The 21,036-nt window shown below is 60.1% G+C and carries 23 protein-coding genes and 1 riboswitch; of the genes, 14 read left to right on the top strand and 9 right to left on the bottom strand.

All coding sequences use genetic code 11. The features are described 5' to 3' along the window. Window positions 1-4: 4 nt before the first annotated feature. Genes tsaE through rimI form a run of 3 tightly spaced genes read left to right on the top strand, consistent with a single transcriptional unit; the run spans window position 5 to window position 1,673 of the window. Window positions 5-481 (top strand): tRNA (adenosine(37)-N6)-threonylcarbamoyltransferase complex ATPase subunit type 1 TsaE, encoded by a 477-nt coding sequence (tsaE, locus tag DAUD_RS10230; RefSeq protein ID WP_012303082.1) that lies wholly within the window; start codon window positions 5-7, stop codon window positions 479-481. After that, the gene (gene tsaB / locus DAUD_RS10225; RefSeq protein ID WP_012303081.1) at window positions 478-1,194 is read left to right on the top strand and encodes a tRNA (adenosine(37)-N6)-threonylcarbamoyltransferase complex dimerization subunit type 1 TsaB; all 717 of its coding nucleotides are present in this window, start codon (window positions 478-480) and stop codon (window positions 1,192-1,194) included. The genes tsaE and tsaB overlap by 4 nt, the downstream gene beginning before the upstream one ends. Further along, complete coding sequence (rimI, locus tag DAUD_RS10220; RefSeq protein ID WP_012303080.1) at window positions 1,191-1,673, top strand: ribosomal protein S18-alanine N-acetyltransferase; 483 nt, start codon at window positions 1,191-1,193, stop codon at window positions 1,671-1,673. The genes tsaB and rimI overlap by 4 nt, the downstream gene beginning before the upstream one ends. Before the next feature lie 419 nt (window positions 1,674-2,092). Here rimI and DAUD_RS10215 read toward each other — a convergent pair whose 3' ends face one another. Continuing rightward, window positions 2,093-2,389, bottom strand: a complete 297-nt coding sequence (locus tag DAUD_RS10215; RefSeq protein WP_012303079.1) for a zinc-ribbon domain containing protein — start codon at window positions 2,387-2,389, stop codon at window positions 2,093-2,095. 546 nt (window positions 2,390-2,935) lie between these two features. Between DAUD_RS10215 and tsaD the strand changes: the two genes are divergently transcribed. Then, a complete protein-coding gene (gene tsaD, locus DAUD_RS10210) occupies window positions 2,936-3,952 on the top strand; it encodes a tRNA (adenosine(37)-N6)-threonylcarbamoyltransferase complex transferase subunit TsaD (protein WP_012303078.1) in 1,017 nt (338 codons plus the stop codon). Further along, window positions 3,945-4,532 carry a 5-formyltetrahydrofolate cyclo-ligase gene (locus tag DAUD_RS10205; RefSeq protein WP_242647848.1) on the top strand — a complete coding sequence of 196 codons (588 nt, stop codon included), beginning with the start codon at window positions 3,945-3,947 and terminating at the stop codon, window positions 4,530-4,532. The genes tsaD and DAUD_RS10205 overlap by 8 nt, the downstream gene beginning before the upstream one ends. Here the strand turns inward: DAUD_RS10205 and DAUD_RS11725 are convergent. Continuing rightward, the gene (locus tag DAUD_RS11725; protein WP_012303076.1) at window positions 4,492-5,238 is read right to left on the bottom strand and encodes a formate dehydrogenase accessory sulfurtransferase FdhD; all 747 of its coding nucleotides are present in this window, start codon (window positions 5,236-5,238) and stop codon (window positions 4,492-4,494) included. The two genes, DAUD_RS10205 and DAUD_RS11725, sit on opposite strands and share 41 nt — an antisense overlap. A 93-nt stretch (window positions 5,239-5,331) precedes the next feature. On the opposite strand from DAUD_RS11725, the gene DAUD_RS10195 reads away from it, so the two are divergent. The 5 genes from DAUD_RS10195 to DAUD_RS10175 all read left to right on the top strand — a co-directional run bounded on the left by DAUD_RS10195 (window position 5,332) and on the right by DAUD_RS10175 (window position 8,847). After that, window positions 5,332-5,529 (top strand): hypothetical protein, encoded by a 198-nt coding sequence (locus DAUD_RS10195; protein ID WP_012303075.1) that lies wholly within the window; start codon window positions 5,332-5,334, stop codon window positions 5,527-5,529. 322 nt (window positions 5,530-5,851) lie between these two features. Then, window positions 5,852-6,136, top strand: coding sequence for a co-chaperone GroES (gene groES / locus DAUD_RS10190; RefSeq protein WP_012303074.1), 285 nt, complete (start codon window positions 5,852-5,854; stop codon window positions 6,134-6,136). 53 nt (window positions 6,137-6,189) lie between these two features. Then, window positions 6,190-7,833 (top strand): chaperonin GroEL, encoded by a 1,644-nt coding sequence (groL, locus tag DAUD_RS10185; RefSeq protein WP_012303073.1) that lies wholly within the window; start codon window positions 6,190-6,192, stop codon window positions 7,831-7,833. A gap of 147 nt (window positions 7,834-7,980) precedes the next feature. Next, window positions 7,981-8,418 carry a hypothetical protein gene (locus tag DAUD_RS10180; protein WP_012303072.1) on the top strand — a complete coding sequence of 146 codons (438 nt, stop codon included), beginning with the start codon at window positions 7,981-7,983 and terminating at the stop codon, window positions 8,416-8,418. A gap of 27 nt (window positions 8,419-8,445) precedes the next feature. Further along, window positions 8,446-8,847: a hypothetical protein gene (locus DAUD_RS10175; RefSeq protein ID WP_012303071.1), complete on the top strand. Its 402-nt coding sequence runs from the start codon at window positions 8,446-8,448 to the stop codon at window positions 8,845-8,847. Window positions 8,848-8,914: 67 nt separating this feature from the next. Here DAUD_RS10175 and DAUD_RS10170 read toward each other — a convergent pair whose 3' ends face one another. Next, complete coding sequence (locus DAUD_RS10170) at window positions 8,915-10,210, bottom strand: hemolysin family protein (RefSeq protein ID WP_012303070.1); 1,296 nt, start codon at window positions 10,208-10,210, stop codon at window positions 8,915-8,917. 2 nt (window positions 10,211-10,212) lie between these two features. Here DAUD_RS10170 and DAUD_RS10165 point away from each other — a divergent pair, with 2 nt between their 5' ends. Continuing rightward, window positions 10,213-10,443 carry a hypothetical protein gene (locus DAUD_RS10165; RefSeq protein WP_041570951.1) on the top strand — a complete coding sequence of 77 codons (231 nt, stop codon included), beginning with the start codon at window positions 10,213-10,215 and terminating at the stop codon, window positions 10,441-10,443. Window positions 10,444-10,634: 191 nt separating this feature from the next. On the opposite strand, the gene DAUD_RS10160 is transcribed toward DAUD_RS10165, so the two are convergent. From DAUD_RS10160 to DAUD_RS10135, 6 genes are all read right to left on the bottom strand, one after another. Further along, window positions 10,635-11,378 carry a 3'-5' exonuclease gene (locus DAUD_RS10160; protein WP_012303069.1) on the bottom strand — a complete coding sequence of 248 codons (744 nt, stop codon included), beginning with the start codon at window positions 11,376-11,378 and terminating at the stop codon, window positions 10,635-10,637. Window positions 11,379-11,401: 23 nt separating this feature from the next. Further along, a complete protein-coding gene (locus tag DAUD_RS10155) occupies window positions 11,402-13,327 on the bottom strand; it encodes a DUF294 nucleotidyltransferase-like domain-containing protein (protein ID WP_012303068.1) in 1,926 nt (641 codons plus the stop codon). Window positions 13,328-13,438: 111 nt separating this feature from the next. Then, window positions 13,439-14,323 carry a hypothetical protein gene (locus DAUD_RS10150; RefSeq protein ID WP_012303067.1) on the bottom strand — a complete coding sequence of 295 codons (885 nt, stop codon included), beginning with the start codon at window positions 14,321-14,323 and terminating at the stop codon, window positions 13,439-13,441. A gap of 288 nt (window positions 14,324-14,611) precedes the next feature. Further along, window positions 14,612-15,511 (bottom strand): cation diffusion facilitator family transporter, encoded by a 900-nt coding sequence (locus DAUD_RS10145; protein ID WP_242647927.1) that lies wholly within the window; start codon window positions 15,509-15,511, stop codon window positions 14,612-14,614. A gap of 205 nt (window positions 15,512-15,716) precedes the next feature. Next, on the bottom strand, window positions 15,717-16,253 hold the full coding sequence (locus DAUD_RS10140; protein WP_012303065.1) for a DUF2301 domain-containing membrane protein: 537 nt from the start codon (window positions 16,251-16,253) through the stop codon (window positions 15,717-15,719). Between the two features lie 313 nt (window positions 16,254-16,566). Then, entirely contained in the window at window positions 16,567-16,938 is a 372-nt protein-coding gene (locus DAUD_RS10135) for a LysM peptidoglycan-binding domain-containing protein (protein ID WP_012303064.1), read from the bottom strand. 65 nt (window positions 16,939-17,003) lie between these two features. On the opposite strand from DAUD_RS10135, the gene DAUD_RS12590 reads away from it, so the two are divergent. From DAUD_RS12590 to metE, 3 genes are all read left to right on the top strand, one after another. Further along, window positions 17,004-17,222 (top strand): hypothetical protein, encoded by a 219-nt coding sequence (locus DAUD_RS12590; protein WP_166485183.1) that lies wholly within the window; start codon window positions 17,004-17,006, stop codon window positions 17,220-17,222. 92 nt (window positions 17,223-17,314) lie between these two features. Next, window positions 17,315-18,055: an SIMPL domain-containing protein gene (locus DAUD_RS10130; protein ID WP_041571362.1), complete on the top strand. Its 741-nt coding sequence runs from the start codon at window positions 17,315-17,317 to the stop codon at window positions 18,053-18,055. Between the two features lie 293 nt (window positions 18,056-18,348). Further along, window positions 18,349-18,529: riboswitch (cobalamin riboswitch) on the top strand. 186 nt (window positions 18,530-18,715) lie between these two features. Continuing rightward, window positions 18,716-20,980: a 5-methyltetrahydropteroyltriglutamate--homocysteine S-methyltransferase gene (gene metE, locus DAUD_RS10125; RefSeq protein ID WP_012303062.1), complete on the top strand. Its 2,265-nt coding sequence runs from the start codon at window positions 18,716-18,718 to the stop codon at window positions 20,978-20,980. Window positions 20,981-21,036: the final 56 nt, after the last annotated feature.

The raw sequence follows: 21,036 nt of genomic DNA, 5'->3' as shown, positions 1-21,036 counted from the left end.
GCACATGCGTAGAGAAACGACGCTGGCGCTGACGACGGACGCGGTGGAAAAGACCCGGCAGGTGGGCGAGGAACTCGGCCGGCTCTTGGAGCCGGGTGATTTGATTTGCATCTACGGTCCGCTGGGGGCCGGCAAGACGGCACTGGCCCAAGGCGTGGCCCGGGGGCTTGGGGTGACCGAAGCGGTGGTCAGCCCGACCTTCATTCTGATCCGGGAGTACCGGGGGCGGGTGCCGTTTTACCACTTTGACGCCTACCGCCTGCACGGACCCGCAGACCTGAACCTGTTGGGCGCGGAGGAGTACCTCGCCGGCGACGGGGTGGTCCTGGTGGAATGGGCCGACCGGGTGGACCCGGCCCTGCCCGCCGAGCGTCTCGACATCGTGCTCGACTACGGCGGCGAGAACAAACGCCGGTTAAGTTTTGTGCCGCGGGGCGCCCGTTACCGCGCCTTGGTGGAGGAGTTGAAACGGAAGCTATGAACGTCCTGGGTATCGATACCTCGGGACCGTTTTGCACCGTCGGTCTCGCCGGCTCGGACGGGGTTTTGGCCGAGCGGTCGGTCCGCGGACAAAAAATCCATTCCGTGCGGTTGCTGCCGCTGATTGAGGAGCTGTTGGACGATGCCGGTCTGTTGAAGGGGAACCTGGACGGCGTGGCTGTTTCCGCCGGTCCCGGTTCCTTTACCGGCCTACGGGTCGGCCTGACCACGGCCCGAACCCTGGCCCAGGTCCTTGATATTCCGGTGGTGGGTGTGTCCTCGCTGGATGTGCTGGTGTACCCGCTTTGTGGGGCCCGGCGGGTCTGGGCGCTGGTGCCGGCGCGCCGCGGCGAGGTCTACGCCGCCCTCTACGATTGCGGGGGCGGGGCCCCGGACAACGTGTTCCCGCCGGCCGCGCTGGAAATCGGCCGGTTGCTTGGGATTATTAAAGACGCCGCCGAGCCCCAGGTGTTTGTCGGCGAGGGTGCGGAGTTGTACGACGACCTGATCCGGGGCGAACTGGGCGAAAGGGCCCGCTTCTGCACCCCGGCGGGTAATTACCCGCGGGGTGCGGTGGTCGCCTGGGTAGGGCGTGAAGCGCTGCGGGAGGGCCGGGGCCGGGAGGCCTTCTCCCTCGTCCCGGAGTACATCAGCCCGCCGGCGGCCGAACTGGTCTGGCAGCAGAAAGCGGGGGGTGAGGAGAGTTGGCGATGACGTCCCGGCCCCTGCCCGGAGTGCGGTTTGACAACCTGACCTTGCAGCATCTGGACCAGGTTTTGGTCATCGAGGAGTACTCCTTTCCTACTCCCTGGCCCCGGCAGACCTTTGAGTTTGAGATCCTTTACAATGAACTGGCCGAATATGTGGTGGCCGTTGTGAATCACAAAGTGGTGGGTTACGGGGGCATGTGGATGGTGCTGGACGACGCCCACATCACCAACGTCGCCGTACACCCGATTTACCGGGACCGGGGTATCGGCCGGGGCCTGATGCTGGAGTTGATGCGCCGGGCCGTGCTCCGGGGGGCGAAACGGATGACCCTGGAGGTGCGCCCCTCGAACCAGCCCGCCCGGCACCTGTACAAGGATCTCGGATTCGAGGAGCGCGGCATCCGCCCCAAGTACTACCAGGACAACAACGAGGACGCCATCATCATGTGGAAAGACGACCTGAAGCGGACCTTCCTGAAATAGAACGGGCCGGTTGGTTGGCAGGGTGCCTCCTGGACCCAGGGGGTAATTTTTTTAGCGGTGGCACGCGTTCTTACTGCTATTTACGTTTAGATCTTGCCGTTTCGACAATGGATGTAACAACTCGTTTCAGGCCGCAAAGTGGTTTAAAGCGACTTTAAAGTCGGAAAGCGGCTGGATTTTGTTCACCGCTTCCGAGCCGGTGGAGGTGACGGGACGGGTGCACCGCCGGGACGGCGCGGTATTGGTTCTGGCCCGGCGGATAAATTTCTGGGAGGGGGCATACTAATGATAGTTCGCCGCCTCTTCCATGCCGGAGCCCCCGCCTACGCGCGGGGGCTTAAAAATTTAAAAAATAAAGACCGGTACCATTGGCGCCGGTCAGTCGAGTCAAAATGTCATTTTTTTCTGTCGGATAATGCTTACCGGCTGCCGTACTGACGGTTGGCCTGGAAGCAATCCCTGCAATAAACGGGCTTCACACCGGTCGGCTCGAAAGGAACCTCGGTTTCCACCCCGCAGCTTGCACAGACCGCCGGGTACATTTGCCGAGGCTGCCCGCCGAAACCTCTGCGGTTCTGCCTTCTGGCCGCACGGCACTCCGGGCACCGGGCCGGCAGATTCTCGAAACCCTTGTCGGCGTAGAACTCTTGCTCACCGACGGTGAACACGAAGTCAGCCCCACAGTCTCTGCACTGCAGTGTCTTGTCCTGGAACACGAAAAGTATCTCCCCTCAGATTATTGAGTCTCTCCAAAGTCCACCTGGGTCCACCTGACGAGCTCCCCCCGGGAAGAGATAGCTTTTCGGTGATCCACCACAAGGTTGAAACCTTTAGAGGCAGTATCAGTATACCCCAGTTAACAGTAAAAAGCAACTTACTAGTAAAAAATTTTGTTCAACGCGTAAAAGGGCAAAAAACGGTTCCATATCGCATAAAGGATCCCCGGCGACGCAAAACTAGGAAGAGACTTTAAACCGGAGGAGAAGTCGGTAAAAATCGAATCGGGATGGCCCGCCTGGAAAGACATAATCCGAAAATGAAAGGCAGACTCTGGCCTCCCTGTTCGCTCGCATGGCCAGGCACGATGTTGAGAGAAGGGAAATGAAGGCCAAGGGCGACAAGTAGCGCTCGAAGCTGGGGACGCCCGGGGACGGGCAGATAAGTACCGAAAACCGTTTCGGGGAGCGGCCGCGACAGACAAACGGTCTTTTTATCTTAATTGTTTAATTGTAAAGGGGTTCCCGGTTTGGTAAACTAAACCCATGAGCGTGATCTTGCTGGGCGTGGAAACCTCCTGCGACGAGACTGCGGCGGCGGTGGTGGAGAACGGTCATCTGGTCCGTTCCAACACCATCGCTTCGCAGTTTGACCTGCACGGCAAGTTCGGCGGTGTCGTCCCCGAGGTGGCCTCCCGCCGCCACCTGGAGAGCATAAACCCCGTCATCCGGCAGGCGCTGGAGGAAGCCGATGTCTCTTTCCGGGATCTCGACGGGGTCGCGGTCACCTACGGCCCGGGTCTGGCCGGGTCGCTTTTGGTGGGGTTGATGGCGGCCAAGACCATCGCCTATGCACTGGACATCCCCCTGTTCGGCATCAACCACCTGGAGGCCCACATTTACGCGAACTTTCTGGTAGCACCCGACCTGCCCTTTCCCCTGCTCTGCCTGATCGTATCCGGCGGGCACACCGATCTTGTGCTCATCACGCGGCTCGGCGAGTACCGTCTTCTGGGTCGTACCCGTGATGACGCCGCGGGCGAGGCCTTCGACAAGGTGGCCCGGGTCCTGGAACTGGGTTATCCGGGCGGCCCGCTCATCGAAAAGCTGGCCCGGGAGGGGGACCCGGAGGCGGTGCCTTTTCCCCGCGCCTACCTGGAGGAGGGCACCCTGGACTTCAGCTTCAGCGGCCTGAAAACGGCGGTGATCAACTACCTGGACCGGGCGCGGCGCGAGGGCCGGAAAGTGGCCGAGGCCGACGTGGCGGCCGGTTTTCAGGAGGCGGTGGTGGGCGTGCTGGTGGACAAGGTACTGGCCGCGGCGCGAGTCCACCGCCCGGCCCGCATCCTGCTGGCCGGCGGGGTGGCCGCCAACCGCGTGCTGGCCCGGGAGTTGGAGCGGCGGGCGGCGGCAGAGGGTTTCGGCGTCACCGTGCCGCCGCCCGTATTCTGCACCGACAACGCGGCCATGGTCGCCTGCGCCGGTTACTACCGCTACCTGCACGGGGATTCGTCCCCCCTGACTTTAAACGCCCTGGCCGGGCTTGGTCTGGGCTGTGAATGACGTGTGCGGCAAACAAGAACTGCGGGCCGCGATGCTCAAGGCCCGCAGCCTCCTGGATCCAGCGGCGGCGGCTGACGCCGGGGCGGTGATCGCCCGCAGGGTGCGGGAGCTGCCCGCCTTCCGGCAAGCGCGTTGCCTGCTGGCCTACGTAGACGTGCGCAACGAGGTGGGGACCGGGACGTTGATCCGCGCCGCGCTTGACGCCGGGAAAACGGTGGCCGTGCCGGTCACCGACCGGGCGCGGCGGCGCCTGATCCCGGCCCGGATCACTACCTACCCGGAAGGCCTCGAACCGGGGGCGTTCGGCGTTCCCGAACCGCGGTACTTCGAGGAAATAGTCGACGCGGTTCTGGACTGCATCCTGGTGCCGGGAGTGGCCTTCGACCATCAGGGCTACCGCCTAGGGTTCGGCGGCGGTTTTTACGACCGGTTCCTGCGCCGGGTGGGGCACCGGGCGGTCCGGATCGGCCTGGCCTATGACTTTCAGATCTGTCCGACGGTTTACCCCGACCCGCACGACGAGGCGGTGGACTACGTGGTCACCGAGGGCCGGGTTCTGGATCTGCGAGCGGGCCGATGATCCGCCCCGGATGGGTGAACACGCTGAACCGGTCGGGCCGGGCGTAAGCGGCCAGGGTAATGCCCGCCCGCTCCGCCAGGTCGATCGCCATGGTGGTCGGCGCCCCGCGAGCGATGATCATCGGGATGCCCATCCGCTCCAGCTTCATCAGGACTTCCGCCGTGCTGCGCCCGCTGAACAGGAGGGCCTTATCGCCGAGCGGAATACCCTCCAGAAACGACCGGCCGTAGATTTTGTCCATCACGTTGTGCCGGCCGGTGTCCTCCATTGTGAACAGCAGGTTTCCTTCCCCGACCAGCCCGCCGGAGTGGACCCCGCCGGTGCGCTGAAAAAGGGCCGACATGGCCGGCAGGTGCTTGGTGAATTCCCGGACCTGCTCCGGCGTCATTTCGAGGCGCCCTGTTTGCGCTGCGGGTGCCGGCTTGTCGCCGGCCCGTGTGTAGACCCGGACAACCCGTTCCGAAAAATCCACTTCGATCCGGTCGACTGCGCCGGGATCGGTCAGGCGTCCGGCCAGCGCCAGGTGGCCTGCGGCCAAATACTCCAGGTCGGCCGGCAGGCAGAGGAGCCGGGTGAATTCATGACCGTCGATGTGGATTGCGAATTCCTCTTCGGTCACGATCTCGTCCCAGCCGTGGACATTTTCCAGGCTGCTGAAACGGTGCATGGGGCGCAGGTTGGTCAACGTCATCGGGACGCGGCTCAAAATTACTCCCCCCTTGAACTCGCCCAGGTGTTTTCCTTATTATAAACGTAATTGCTTTAGTGACAACAAAAACGGCGGAAGGGATGGCGCACAATGAGAAAAGAGTACCGTTTCGAGGAACCCGGACCCGAGGTGTTGGAGACGGTGCGATCAGCCGCGCCTGAGGGGTCGATCAGCTGCACGCTGGCCCGGAAGTTGGCCCGCGATCTGGGCGTGCCGCCGCAGGTGATCGGTCGGGCGGCGGACCTGCTTAAGATCAAGGTTATAAACTGCGAACTGGGCTGCTTCTAGCCTCCCGGCAAAGGCCACCTCCCCTACACAAAACGGACCGCAACACGGTCCGTTTTTGTATAAAATTTCTTCAAGCGGAAAAAATACTTAATCGAGAAGGGCCCTACAATTTGGATTTCAAGCAAATCGTAGATCGGCAAAGTTAATGGCCGTACATCGGCCTCATTGGCCAGGCCAGGTCATATTTCCTTAATTTTGCGGGTTTGCGTTTATTTGTTGGGTTTCTTTATCATAATACCGGTAAGGGTGTTAGCACTCATTTCAGATGAGTGCTAACAGAAGGAAACACAAATTACAGTCACAGTTAAAGGAGGGGTATCCAGTGATCAGGCCGTTGGGTGAAAGGGTAGTGATTAAGCCTCTGCCGCTGGAAGAGGTGACCAAGGGGGGTATTGTGCTGCCGGACACGGCCAAGGAAAAGCCGCAAAAGGGCGAGGTGGTGGCTGTGGGGCCCGGACGGCTGCTCGATAACGGGCAGCGCGTGGCCATCGACCTCAAGGTCGGCGACCAGGTGCTTTACTCCAAGTATGCCGGCAACGAAGTCAAGATCGACGGTGAGGAGTACCTGATTCTCAGGGAGAACGACGTGCTCGGGGTGTTGGAATAAGACCTTTCGGGTTCGACCAGATTATTAAGGTTTGTAAGGGGGTATAGCCGAAAATGGCTGCTAAGGACATAGTCTACCGTGAAGACGCGCGGACCGCGATGGAACGGGGCGTTAACGCCCTGGCCGACGCGGTGCGGGTGACGCTCGGGCCGAAAGGCCGCAACGTGGTCCTGGAAAAGAAATTCGGTTCGCCGATGATCGTCAACGACGGCGTGACCATCGCCCGGGAGATCGAACTGGAGAATCCGTTCGAAAACATGGGGGCCCAGTTGGTCAAAGAAGTGGCCACCAAGACCAACGACATCGCCGGTGACGGGACCACCACCGCCGCGGTGCTCGCCCAGGCCATCGTGCGGGCCGGGCTGAAGAACGTGACGGCCGGTGCGAACCCGATGATCCTGAAGCGGGGCATTGAGAAGGCCGTGGAACGGACCGTGGAGGAGATCAAGAGCCGGGCCAAGCCGGTGGAGAGCAAGGAGGCCATCACCCAGGTGGCGTCCATTTCGGCGAACGACACCACCATCGGCAACCTGATCGCCGACGCGATGGAGAAGGTCGGCAAGGACGGCGTGATCACCGTCGAGGAGTCCAAGGGTATGGGCACCTCACTGGAAGTCGTGGACGGCATGAACTTCGACCGGGGTTACATTTCCCCGTACATGATCACCGACCCCGACAAGATGGAAGCCACCCTTGCCGATCCGTACATTCTGATCACCGACAAGAAAATCTCAGCCGTGGCCGATATTTTGCCCATCCTGGAGAAGGTGCTCCAGGCCGGGAAGGCGCTCTTGATTATCGCCGAGGACGTGGAAGGCGAAGCGCTGGCCACCCTGGTGGTCAACAAGCTGCGGGGCACCTTAAACGTCGTGGCCGTCAAGGCGCCGGGGTTCGGCGACCGCCGCAAGGCGATGCTCGAGGACATCGCCATCCTCACCGGCGGCCGGGTGGTCAGCGAAGAGGTGGGCTTGAAGCTCGACAAGGCCGGCCTGGACCTCCTGGGCAAGGCCCGCCAGGTCCGGGTGAAGAAGGACGAGACCATCGTCGTGGACGGCCAGGGCGACGCGGACGCGATCACCAAGCGGCTGGCCCAGATCAAAAAGCAGATCGAGGACACCACCTCAGACTTCGACCGGGAGAAGCTCCAGGAGCGGCTGGCGAAACTGGCCGGCGGCGTGGCGGTCATCAACGTGGGCGCGGCGACCGAGACCGAGATGAAGGAGAAAAAGCTCCGCATCGAGGACGCCCTGAACGCGACCCGCGCGGCCGTGGAGGAGGGCATCGTCCCCGGGGGCGGCACCGTGTACGTGAACGTGATTCCCGTCCTGAACGGGCTGGAGCCCGAGCTTCCCGACGAGCGGACCGGTGTCGACATCATCAAGCGCGCCCTTGAGGCCCCGCTGCGGCAGATCGCCAACAACGCCGGGGTAGAGGGTTCCATCGTGGTCGAAAAAGTGAAGGAAAGCCCGGCGGGCGTTGGTTTCGACGCCCTCAGCGAGCAATACACCGATATGATCGGGGCCGGTATCGTGGACCCGGCGAAGGTGACCCGCATCGCCCTGCAGAACGCCGCCAGCATCGCGGCGATGATCCTGACCACCGAGACCCTGGTGGCCGAGAAGGTGGACAAGGACAAGAAGGGCGGCATGGGCGGCATGGGCGGTATGGGCGGTATGGGCGGCATGGACATGATGTAGGCTCATGACTTTGAGCCTCTTTGAAAAACCCCGTCTCTCCAAAGGCGGGGTTTTTCTTGTATGCCCGGCATGTCTGTTTTGCCGGTTTTCCGCCGGGCACCGGACATGCTAGAATAGTGGCAGCACCCGGAGAGGAGCCCCTGGATCGTGAAGGTAAGCGTTTCGCCGGAGACTTTAAAGCACTTGGCCGACCAGCTTTCGCTCATCGAGCAGGACCTGAAGGCGGTCAAGGTCCAGTTGCGCAACCTGTACGCCGCCGAAGGGGGCAAGGAGATCCTGGTTCAAACCATCCGCGCCGTGGCGCCCCTGGCCGAGGTGGTGCGGGCCGGCGGCACCGTGACCCCCCTGGAGCTGAGCTGGTTCTGCCGTAAATACGGCAAGCACCCCAAGGGCGCGGCCGGATATTTCACCGGCGCCAAGCCCAGCATGCGGTCCGGGGAAGGGGGCCAGCGCATGATCACCGAGCACGGCTTGAGCCGGGTGCGGCAATTGGAGTTGGAATACGGCGAGGACTGGCTGGACCGGATCCCGCTGGACCTTGTCTCTAACCCGGATGTCGACGCGGAAGCCGAAATCTACCTTTAGGAACGCGGGAGGAATCATAGTTACACGATGAAATTCATGCGGCGCGTAGGTTGGCCCGTGACCCTGTTCGTTCCCCTGATCCTGGCCCTGGCGATTGCCGTCGCCGGGATCTTGAGCCCCGATTTGCCCCGGATCTACTTCATCATCGGCTTTCTGTCCGCCCTCATCGTGCTGCCCGGGATTTTCGTCACTCTCAAGGTCTTAAGTCACCCGGTTACGGCGGCGGTGGTCACCCTGGTGACCACCCGCAAGGGCCAGAACGTGGTGGTGATGTTCGAGGACGGGACCAAGAACACTTACCAGAACGCCCAACTGTACGCCGGGCTCCTGACCGGGGAACTGAAGCCGGGGCAGCGGTTCCGGGTGCTCATCCGGGATGACCTCCTGTTCCGCGCCCAACCTCTGGATGATGAGGAGGCCCGCTCCTAGGGCCAGGCTTTTGTGCTTTCCCGGCGGTCGTTACGAGTTTGTCAACAAAAACGGTTCTTTCGGGTTATCAATCTTCTTTTTTGATCGAAACCATCAAGATGCGGTTCGCCTTCATTTTTGCGACCTCAAGTACGGTACCGTCTAAAGTCACACGGTCCCCGGCTTTTGGCACCTTGTTGAGCTGATCGAGGATGAAACCGGCGATCGTATGGTATTCCTCGCTCTCTGGGATCGCCAGTTTTAGTTGGCGGTTGACCTCATCCACTCCAGCCGAACCCTTGACGATCGCTTGCCCGTCTTCTGAAGATAAGATTTCTTGGTCCTCCCGGTCGTACTCGTCGCGGATTTCTCCTACAAGCTCTTCGAGCAGAGTCTCCACGGTGACAACACCGTCAGTCCCGCCGAATTCATCTACGATCACGGCCATTGACACCCCGCGCTTCTGTAGGTCACGGAGCAACTGCCTGATCGGAACAGTATTCGGGACAACGTAGGCCGGGCGAACCACCTTCTCTACCGGCGCCTGCTCCTCCCCGCGCAAGAGATAAGGGACCAGGTCCTTGATCCCGGCAATACCTTTGATGTCGTCAAGGTTCTGCCCATAGACCGGAATGCGGGAATGGCCTGTTTCCGACATCAGACGAAGGGTGTCCGCCACAGAAGTGCTGGTTTCGACCCCTACCACGTCGGTGCGCGGGACCATTACATCATAAGCCACCGCGTCTCCGAAGTCGAAGACGTCCCAAAGAAGCCGTTGCTCTTCCCGGTCCAGGGTGCTTTGGTTTACAATGATTTGTTTGAGTTCGTCTTCGGTCACCTGGTCTTCGTTAACACCGGGCTTTAATCCGAACAGGCGCAGCGAGTAGTTGGTGGCTGCGGTCAGCAGAAGGATTACCGGGCGTGTTGCGCGCGAGAACAAGTGAATGGGTCGGCCCAGAAGGAGGGCGACACGTTCAGTTGCCTGCAACGCCACCCGTTTAGGGACCAACTCGCCGTAGATGAGGGTGATTAACGCGATCAGCGTGGTGGTGATTACCACGGCGATTCCCTGCGCATTAGTGTTGACTGCGGCTACGGGTACGTTTTGAAAGATGTTCTGCAGCGGCACGGCCAGGGTGACGGCGGCGGTGGCGCTGGCCAGAAACCCGGCCAGGGTTACGCCGATCTGGATAGCCGCCAAGTAGCGGCCCGGATCCCCTTTGAGGAGTCGAGCCACGGCAGCGGCGCGGCGGTCCCCCTTTTTGGCGAGGACGTCAATGCGCGAACGGCGGACGGAGACCAGGGCGATTTCCGCGGAGGCAAACACCGCGTTGAGCAAAATAAGTAAGAGTATCAGCCCGATTTGAGGAAGCAGTTGTTCCACATTTGTCCCTCCCGCTGATAGGCTATGCTTTCCTCTTGGGGAGCGTCAAGGCCAGCGCGATGCTCTCCACCCGCTCGACAGACAGTGATTCCGGCACCGGTTCGCCGAACATGACAAGCAGTGAAGTGATGCAGCCCGGTGCGTTCAGGAAGGAAAGCAGAGTGCAGAACGACGAGTACCACCAGGATGAAAGCCGACAGCAGGGCAAGCGCGGGAGTATTTACGAACCCTAATGACAGGGGGTCGTCCATGGAGGTGTACCACGCTCCTTTTACTTCAATTGATCATTGTGGATTATAACATGTTTATGCCCCGCGCCACAAAGCCAAACTCCCTTGCCCAGGGTCAAATTGGACGGGCTTTCCATTTCATCCCTGCGTCGCGGCAGCAATGGCGCAATAGCGCGGTTTTTTGCCTTGGTCTCTCAGAAACCAGGTACGAACCCGGCGTCCTGCGTCTCCAGAAGGCGCAACAGACCGGCCACTTTTGTTATCCGCATCATCTCGAGGAGTTCCAGTTGCAGCGCCAGCAGGCGGGCGGTGAGCCAAGCGTCTCCGAGCGCGGTGTGCCGCCCGGCGGGCTCGATTCCGTGGAAGGACAGCATGGCGTCGAGGCTGAAGTACTTCAACGCGGGGTAGAGTGCCCGGGCGATAACCGCGGTATCGAGCGCCGGATTGCGGATTGCCGCTCCCGAGAATTCCCGGAGCCTGAGGTTTAAGAACTCGAGATCAAAACCGAGGTGGTGGCCGGCCAGGCAGTCGTTTCCCAAAAACTCCAGGAAGCACGGCAACACGGCCACCAGGTCGTCTTCCCCGGCCACCGCCTCGTCGGAAATGCCGGTGAGCGCGGTCACCAGGGGCGGGATGGACCGCCCCGGATTCACCAGGCGGTGAAAGACCTGTTCGGGACGGGGCCGCCCGTTTTTCACCACCACCGCCCCCAGGGCGATGACCTCGTCGCCGCCGGCCGGTTCAAAGCCGGTGGTCTCGGTGTCCAGCACCACGAAACGAAGCTTCGACAGGGGCATGTCGGGGTCGAGCGGCTTGGCCGCCCGCGCGAGCCGTTCCTTGATCCGGAGCACTTCCGGAGGCGGCGAAGGGCCGGGCCGGAGACCTTCCGTCAGGTTGCCCATGCCGTTTTTGAACTTGGAGAGCCAGTTCCCGCTCATCCGGTGCTATCCCTCCGGCCCCTCTATGTGGGGTAGAGGCGCAAGGATTCTCCAAACCGGCTGACGATCAGGTTCTGAAGCCTGGTGATCACCGACAGGGCGTCCCTCAAGATCTCCTGTTCCCTCTTGCTCAACGTGTGTGGGTTGACGTAATTGTCCGGTTCCTCACCCCGGTCCAGCTTCTTCAGGTTTTCCCGGATCCGGAACATCAGCAGGGCCTCGTAGGCGGCTTCGATGAACTCGGCGTCGTCCGGTGGGATCACTTCGCCCTCCACCAGCAGGCGCAACCGCTCCAGGGTGGGTGTGGCGCTGATCCGGTGTTTCAGGGCGAAAACGCGAACCGTATTTACGATGTGGGTGCAGGCGGCGGACTTCAGGTTGATCTGGTTTTTGTGGGGACCGGACTTTTCGGTGATGAAGGCGCCGAACAGGTTAAGCGGCACCCGCATCTGCGTTTTGCTGTCGGCCGCCAGGTCCAGCACCGCACTGGGAAGCTGTTCAAAAGTCGTGAAGGCGGTTTGCCAGAGACTCCGGGCCAGGTCAAAATCCCCGTAGACCGGGCGGAAATCCAGCAGGATCGTCAGTTTGCGAATATCCTCAGGTTCGGCACGCATTAGCAGCTGAACCAGATGTTCCCGCCACTCGCCCAGTGACCGGCACCATTCCCGGTTAGACGGCATTACGCCGAAACGGCACTCCCGGAAGCCACATTCGGTGAGCGCTTTGGAAATCATGGTCCCTAGGTGCAGGAAGTATTCCGCCGCCGCGGTCCCGGTGTCCTCTTCCGGGTCGGCGTAAATGATGGCGTTGTCCTGATCCGTCCTGATGGTCTGTTCCCGGCGACCGGCGCTGCCCATCGCGATCCAGCAGTAGTCGGACGGCTTCGGCCCGTGCGTTTGTTCAACTTCCGCCTCACAGAGCTGGATGACCCGGCGGGTGAAGGCGTCATGCAATTCCGAAACGATGGCCAGGATATCGCGGACCGGCGTTTTTTCCCGGATGAGCGCGTGGAGAAAACCGTCCACTTCGTGGCTGGTTTCGCGGAGCCCTTCCAGGGTCGGCTGAGTCTCGATGCGGTGCGCGAACCAGAGCGTCCCGGTGCTCCGCGCGCGGGCCAGGTCGGCCACGCTGATGATTCCAACCAGGAATTCGTTCTCGGTTACGGTCAGGTGTTTGCATCCGTGCTTGATGACCTGGACCAGAACCTCGTAGAGGTAGGCGCCGGCCGGCACCTGGACCAGCTTACGCTGCATTACCGCCTCCGCCGTGAGGTGCGCCGGCCATCCCTGCGCCGGATCGGCCAGCCGCGCCACCAGGTCCCGCTCGGTGACCAGGCCGACGGGATGACCGGTCTGGTCCACCACCACCACCGAACCGATGTTTTTTTCCACCATTATTTGTGCCACGTGATGCACCGGCTCGCTGCGGCGGCAGGTAACCACCGGCGTGGACATGATCTCGGCCGCCCGCCGGCGGAACAGTGCCGATTCGGCGCGCACGAAGTCCGGAGCCTGGTCCGCGACGATCTCCTGGTACAGCGACCGCATCCGGCTTAGGAGCACCCGGCTGAAGAAACGCGACACCTCCGGATGGTGGTACATCAGGCGTTCGAAGACTTCGCGGGGCATCACCAGGCAGGTCAAGTCTTTCCTGGCGCGTACCGATCCCGGGTATTCCTCGTCGGTAAGCACGACCGTTTCCCCAAAGAAATCATGTGGGTGACGAAAGCTGACCACGCTTTCCTTGCCCCGGCTGTTGGTTACCGTAACCTCGGCCAGACCCTCCACAACGATGAAGAGGGCGTGGAGGGTGGGCGTGCCTTGACGGAACACGTAGGTGCCCTTGGGAAAAGCCTTAAGGTACGTTTGGGGCGCCAACTCTTCCAGTACCGCTTCACTGAGGGACGAGAAAGGAGTAATCGAGCGCAGGACCCCGATTGCAACCTCCAAAACAAACCTCATCTCCTCTCGGATTTGGGGCCCGGGGACCCCTAAACGGGTCCCCGGGCGAACGCCAAACCGATACCATTAATTGATAGACCGCCTGTCCCCGAAGACCAATCAGGCCTTGGGGGACGTAGATGGCGCGTATTCGATACCCGGATAAATGGAGAGGGACTTCCGCTCTTCAGTAACCAGAACCTTTTCCAGGTTGCGGGGCATCGTGGACATTTCCATGTAGAAGCAGAGCCAGACCATCATCCCGACCCCGATCAGCCACCAGACGATTTGCCAGATCCAGAGCAGGGGAACACCGGCGATCCAGACGTCCAGGTTGCTGCCCAGCAGGGTGCCGGGGCCGATGGCCATGACGAACCAGAAAATGGTGAAAACCCACGTGATCCCGAGCCACTTCTTCTTGTGGGGAGTAAGGCCGCAGGTCTCCCGGAGGATCCGGTGAAAGTCGTCCCGTTTGGCCTTTTCCTCGGCCGTGGGCTGGGGACCGTACAGGCTGACCAGGACGGCAACCAGCAAGTTGAGGAATATTCCCCAGCCGGCGCTGTGGATGGTCAGCGGGTACCGGTATTCCGGAAACAGGTAGGTGACGCTGACCGCCAGCAGGCCCACGATCAGACCGGCCACCACTCCCTGCCGGGTGAGGCGGGGCCAGACGATCAGAGAAGAGGCGATTGCCTGCTGCCAGGGAAAGGGCCTGGGATCCCGGTTGGAGAAAGCCCACATCGAAAAAGCCGGGGAGGACTGGATGCCCATCAGGGCGAACAAGTAGGTCAGGATCATCAGGGCCGTCCAGGGCCCGCCCGGCACGATCTTCTGGAACAGGCCGGGAACCTCGAAGAACTGGGGTTTGCTCGCCGACAGGGCCCGCAAGCCGCTGGAGAAGGCCTCCCAGCCCCCTACCATCTTGAGCACGATGCCGCCCAGGACGGCGATCCCCGCCATCAGGAGGATGCACAAGGCGCTGACATCCAAATCACCATCTTTCATTCTTGGTGCTCACATTGTATATCCACGTGATGTACAAAAGAAGAGAACGGCGGCAAAAGGCGGTTTTTTGGTTTCCAGCGGGAAGTATCAGGGGGCGTTCGGCAAATCTGTGGTTGAATATCAGGGATGACTTTGGGTACATGACCGTTCAACCCCGAAAAACGACCATAGGGCGAAAAGTGCCGATGCCCCGGGAGGCGCCTGGATGGGTTGATTGAGTTCTACGGGAGGGTTTACGGAGACCTTGTTGTGCTGCCGTGGTTTTTTGAGCTCTATCTCAAGGTTACGCTATTCATTCGGACAGTCGGACTTGACCGGTTTGGGGCACCCTGCACACCGGTCGTCACAGGGTTCAATGTGGATCAGAACGTGCACCCGGTTCGGGAACAGCGCCTCGATCTCCTTTTCGATGCGGTCGCACAACGCGTGGGCTTCAGCCACCGAACCGTGGGCGGGGGTCACCAGGTGCAGGTCGATGTGCCGCTCCGGGCCCGCCTTCCGGGTGCGCAGTTGGTGAAACTCGACGTAGCCGGCCCGGTGTCTTTCCAGGACGGCCAGGATAGCCGCCTCGTCCTCTTCGGGCAGGCGGACGTCCAAAACGCTCCTCAAGGCGTCGCGGATCAACCGGTAGGCGGCCCGCAGGATCAAGAGGGACACCAGGATGCCGATCAGCGGGTCGATGATCAGTTGCCCGGTCACGTGAATCAGTCCCAGACCCACCAAGACGGCCACCGAGGTGTACACGTCCGACCGCAGGTGCCAGGCGTCGGCTTCCAGGGCCGGTGAATCGGTTTCCCGGGCCACTTGGAACAGGTACTGGGAAAGAATGGAATTAACCACGATGGCGGTCAGCACCACCCCGGCGCCCAGGCCGAGGGCGCCGACGGGAGTGGGGGAGAACAGCCGGGGTACAGCGTTGAAGATGATGGCGCCGGCGGCGAGGGCGATGAGCCCGGCTTCGGCGATGCTGGCCAGGTTTTCGAATTTTCCGTGCCCGAAGCGATGGCGTTCGTCGGCCGGTTTCGCGGATTGCCGCACGGCGGTCAACGCGATCAACGCCGCCAGGAGGTCAATGCCGGAGTGGACGCCGTCGGAGATGACGCTGACCGAGCCCATAAAAAAACCGGCGGCCAGCTTTCCCAACATCAGTACGGTGTTGGAGGCTACCGAAAGTCGCGCGGCGTTGATTTTTCGCCGGTTAACAGCCTCCTGGCGCTGGTGCAGCGTGACCCACTCCCAAAAAGCCTATCCTGGTTTAGTATATCACTATTTGAACGGCCCGGTTCCACGACCTTGGGTGTCCGCCGGAAAGAGAAAGGCCGGCATTTCACCGGCCTTCGGGGTTATTTTAGAGCCCCGCGTTTGTGTGGTTGGTATTACCACTATATGCACTTCATTCTTTTTCGCTGCCACATCCACCATAATAAGGCATCTTGAATTTGCGGATGGTGAAAGATGCAAAGAGGGCCAGGGCGATGGCGGACACGATCTGGACGGCCAGTGTCGGGTGACCGACGGTGTGCTGGATGTATAGCGCCAGGGTCAGGACCGCCAGCACCGGCATCAGCCACCAGCCTTCCTTGAAGCGGAAGCAGTAGGCCTCTTTGCCGACGAGCCCGCACGAACCAACGAAGACAAAGCCCAGGCCCAGTGGGACCAGGTGGGTGGCACCGGTCACGACCCCGGTGATCTGCAGCGCTATGCCGGCTACCGCTGCCACGAGCACAATGATCCGGACTTCCCGCATGTAAACTTGCAGAAGCCAACCGGAGATGAGCACGCCGGCGGCGATCAGGAAGTAGCCCGCGACGGACAGGATGGAATCCAGGCGGGCGGAATCGTAGGCCAAAAAAAGAGCCAAGACACCCAGGGTTTGGAGCACATATCCGCTCCGGTACACTATTTCCACCGGCCTCCGGTGGGGTTTCATTCCGGCCACGTCCCGGTCACCTCCCGGCAAACTGATACTGGTGGACTTCTAGATCAAGCCCCGGGTTTCCTTCCCGTACCACCCGTTTTTGTGTATATTCTGAAATGCCGTTTAAACCCACCGGAACCCGGTGGGTTTAAACGGCCCAAGACTAAGGCCCGGTGTTCCCGGGCCTTTGGTGCGCTTCCAGGTACCCGCGGGCCACCCGGACAGTCGCATCCTTTTCTACTATTATGTTACATCCTTGGAGATTGTGTGTCAACACGCTTAAAACCAGCGGCGCCAACCAATAATAACATCCCAGGTATTCCGTTTACGGAACGCACAGTATGTCGAACGGGAAGAGCACGTCCGGATCGGGAATATGCGGGTTTGCGGCGATAAGTTCCTCGACGCTCACGTTGAACATCTGCGCAATCGAGAACATGGTGTCCCCGGGTGCCACTTCAAGGCGGTTTTCGAAGCCCGGTGGGCAGGTGACGGGCCTGCGGAACCCCGGCACGCACAATACATCCCCCGGGAATAGCACGCTTGGGTCAGCAATGTGCGGGTTTACGGCAATAAGCTGTTGTGTACTGATTCCGAACCGCTTGGCGACAATCGACATTGTGTCCCCGGGAATCACGAAATACAGGCCTAGAAACCCTTCGGGACAGTCGGGCGGGAATCGGCCCACGTCGAACACCTCTCTCTATCCCGTTTAAGACACTATATGCTGGCGGCGCAGGGCTTGAAACAATAGAGGGCTTTTTGACCCTGCAGGAAAAAGGAGGCGGTTGTGGAAAGACTGGAAAAGCGAGTTTACAGCACCGGGAGCGTTTGAAGTTTGGTGCGGAATATGAATATAAAGACGCTGACCCGCGACAAAGTCGCCTGCGCTATCCGGACCAATCAGCAAGACAAAAAAGTTCTTTACAGATGACTAATCCTTTGCGCATTTCTCATCGTCTTATCAACAAAAAACACTAAGGTGGGTTGCCGCGTCAATTAGTAACGGGATCTAGGGGGTTATTCTCTTGCGGTTTGCGAATAAGATGCGAATAAGAGGGGAGAGAAACCACGTGGAAAACAGCACGAGCCGGTCGCCTCAGCTGGTTTTTTTGGCGGTGATTATGGGCCTCAGTCTGATCATCTGCACGGTGATTTTTTCCGGTGCCTTCGTGAAGGCGCGCTCAACCTCCGCCCTTACGGTCACCGGCGCGGCGGAAAGGGAATTGAGGTCCGACCTGGTGGTCTGGAGGGGCAACTTCACTAGGCGTTCGCCGCAGTTGCCGGAAGCCTATGCCTTGCTGAAGAGCGACCTGGAGGAGATTAAGAGCCACCTGAAGGCGCAAGGTGTCCTCGACGAGGAGATCACCTTCATGCCGGTCTCCATGAACACCTTTTACGAAGTCGATAAGCATGGGCGGGAGACCAGTGAGATCAGGGGATACGGTTTGTGGCAGTCCGTGGAGGTGCGGTCGACGGACGTGGACCGGATCACGGCCGTATCCAGGACGTCGGGCGAACTGATCAGCAAGGGGATCGAGTTCAACTCTGAGCCTCCACAGTATTTCTACACCAAGCTCAATGACATCAAGGTGGAAATGTTAGCCGAAGCCACGAAAAACGCCAGGCAGCGCGCCGAACAAATCGCGGTGCAGGGAGGCGGCAGACTGGGCCCACTCCGCTCGGCAAAGATGGGTGTTTTCCAAATCACACCCGTGCATTCCACCGAAGTGTCGGACTATGGGGTCAACGATACATGGTCGCTGGAAAAGAAGATAACGGCGGTCGTCAACGCGGAGTTTGCGATCAACTAGTGGTTCAAATGAGGAGACTAGCGTAAGAGTTTGTTGCTTAGGTGACAATAAGATTTCACAGGGGTATCGCCCGTCACTTATAAGAACGACCTTGCTAGAGTTCTCCAATATCCCTGCTTCAGGTTTATGGGTAGTAAGCGGGTTCCGGGTCAATTATGATCTTTTCAAGGCAAGAGTTCTGGGGAAAACAAGGAACATTGATTTTGGAACTTTTTAGTCCCTCCGTTCTGCGCGTACACCCGTTTCCATGGGAGTGTTGACGACCATCGGCGCCCATGCTAGAATGACTCTTAGCACATAAAGGATAAGCAGGTGCCCCTAACCAGGGGATAATAGGGAATCAGGTGCAATTCCTGAGCAGTCCCGCTACTGTAAGCGATGAGTCGCTCCCCAGGATGCCACCGATAACCCGGGAAGGCGGGTGTAGCGACGATGACCGTAAGCCAGGAGACCTGCCTGCTTGTCAAGTGCTCCTTTATTTGCCTCCGGTCGAGAGGCGAGGGAGCAGCGTGTTTGAAAAACCAAGGGCTCTCACCGGTGCGCCTGCCTTGAATGTGCATGCGCAAAACGGCGGGAGATGTCGGGATTTTGCATGCTGGGACCCTCCCCAAGTTAACCGGGGTAGGGTCTTTTTGATTTCGTGATAGGAGATGGTTGTAGATGCTGGTCAGTAACATCGGCTACCCTCGCATGGGGCGGGAACGCACCTTGAAAAAACTCCTGGAGGGTTATTGGGGGAGGGTGTTGGATGAGGAAGGCCTGCTCGCTGGTGCGGCCCGCCTGGAGGAGGCGCACTGGCGTCAACAGGTCCGCCTGGGCGTGGAACTCGTCCCCGTAGGTGACCTGTCGCTTTATGATCACGTTCTGGATACCGCCGTGATGTTCGGACTCGTGCCGGAGCGGTTTGAAAAAGCCGGCGACGGCCTATCCCTCTATTTCGCCATGGCGCGCGGTGGTCCCAATGCGCCGGCGTGCGCCATGCGCAAGTGGTTCAACACCAACTATCATTACATCGCGCCCGAGTGGGAAAGGAAGCCTGTCCTCGTCAAGAACCTGCCGCTCCAGGCTTACCTGCGGGCCAAGGACACCTTGAATGGCAACGCCAAACCGGTGTTATTGGGTCCGTTTACTCTTATCAAGTTGTCCAAAAACGCTCCGGAGTGGCGCCGAGCGCTTTATGAACTGAGCCCCCTCTACGCACAAGTCCTGCGTGAATTGGATGCGGCCGGCGCAACCTGGGTGCAGGTAGATGAGCCGTCCCTAATCCTCGACGTGACCGAAGAGGAGGCAAAGGCCCTGGCAGCGGCGTACCGGAAAATAACCGAGGGCCTGCGTGGGTTAAAGATAATGCTCCAGACTTACTTCGGCGGTCTGAGTCAGTATGCACGCCTGATGGCGTTGCCGGTCGACGGGTTGGGGCTTGATTTCGTCCACGGTTATCCGGAGAACATCGCCAACCTGGAGCGACACGGTTTCCCCCCGGACAAATGGCTTGGCCTGGGGATCGTTGACGGGCGCAATATCTGGCGCACAAATCTGAGGCAAAAATTGGATCTGCTACACAAAGTATTCCCTTACGTACCGGCGACAAGGATCTGGCTGCAACCTTCGTGCAGCCTGCTTCACCTCCCCGTAAGCGCTGCCGATGAATCTCATCTGCCTTCGGCCTTGCGCCAGGGTATTGCTTTTGCCGACGAGCGGCTGACCGAATTGCGCGCCCTTGCCCGAGCGGTTAAAGAAGGTGAAACTGTGGTGGCCGCGGAACTGGCGGCTGCCGACCAGGCGCAACGGGCCCTGGCGGAGCTGAGTGGCCGGGTGGTGCCCGCCGTTAGGATGCGTGTTTCGGCTCTCAAGGAGACTGATTTCCAGCGGACTGCTCCGTATGCAGAGCGTCGGAAACTGCAGTCACGCCGTCTTGCCCTTCCCTTGTTCCCCACGACCACGATCGGTAGTTTTCCCCAGACGCCGGAGGTGCGGGCTGCGCGGGCGCGTCGGCGGCGGGGTGAAGTGAGCAAGGAACAATATGATGCCTTTATCAGGGGTCAGATCGCCGAGTGGGTAAGAATTCAGGAGCAACTGGGCCTTGACGTGCTGGTACACGGTGAGTTTGAACGGAACGACATGGTCGAGTATTTTGCCACCAGGCTTCAGGGGTTTGCCGTAACCTCCAACGCCTGGGTACAGTCCTACGGTTCCCGCTGTGTTAAACCGCCGATCCTATTCGGCGATGTATATCGCGATACGCCGCTGACTCTGGCGGAGGCTCTCTATGCGCAATCGCTGACGCCGCAACCGGTAAAAGGCATCCTTACCGGACCGGTGACCATGCTCAACTGGTCGTTTGTACGTGAGGATCTTGAATCGGATCAGATTGCGTACCAGGTGGCTCTTGCCATTCGCGACGAGATTGTTGATCTGGAAAAGGCCGGTTTGGCGATTATACAGGTCGATGAGCCCGCCCTGCGTGAAGGACTTCCGCTTAGGACCGAAGAAAGAGCACCCTACCTGTCCTGGGCGGTAAGCGCCTTCAGGCTGGCCACCGGAGGTGCCTGTCCCGAAACCCAAATTCATACCCACATGTGTTATGTTGAGTTTGGCGATATCCTGGAGGCCATCGAGGCCATGGATGCCGATGTCATCTCCATCGAGACCGCCCGCAGGGGTGGTTTCCTCGAAGTCTTCAAACGCTCCGCCTATCATCGGGACATCGGTCTCGGCGTGTACGATGTTCACAGCCCCCGCGTACCGGAAGTGGAAGACATGGAACGCGTCATCAGGCAGGCGTTGGATGTGTTCCGCCCCGAGCAACTATGGGTTAACCCGGATTGCGGCCTGAAAACCCGACAGCAGAAAGAGGTGGCAGCGGCACTCAAAAGAATGGTTAAAGCGGCGCGGCGCTTGCGCACGGAGTATCGTCCCGATTGACCTGAGAGGCTCGCCACTGGAACAGCAATGTCCTGCTCTTTGCGCGGGAAGGAGAC

Source organism: Candidatus Desulforudis audaxviator MP104C (assembly GCF_000018425.1).
In the GTDB taxonomy this organism is placed as follows: domain Bacteria; phylum Bacillota; class Desulfotomaculia; order Desulfotomaculales; family Desulforudaceae; genus Desulforudis; species Desulforudis audaxviator.
This window is presented reverse-complemented; position numbering and strand designations above follow the sequence as displayed.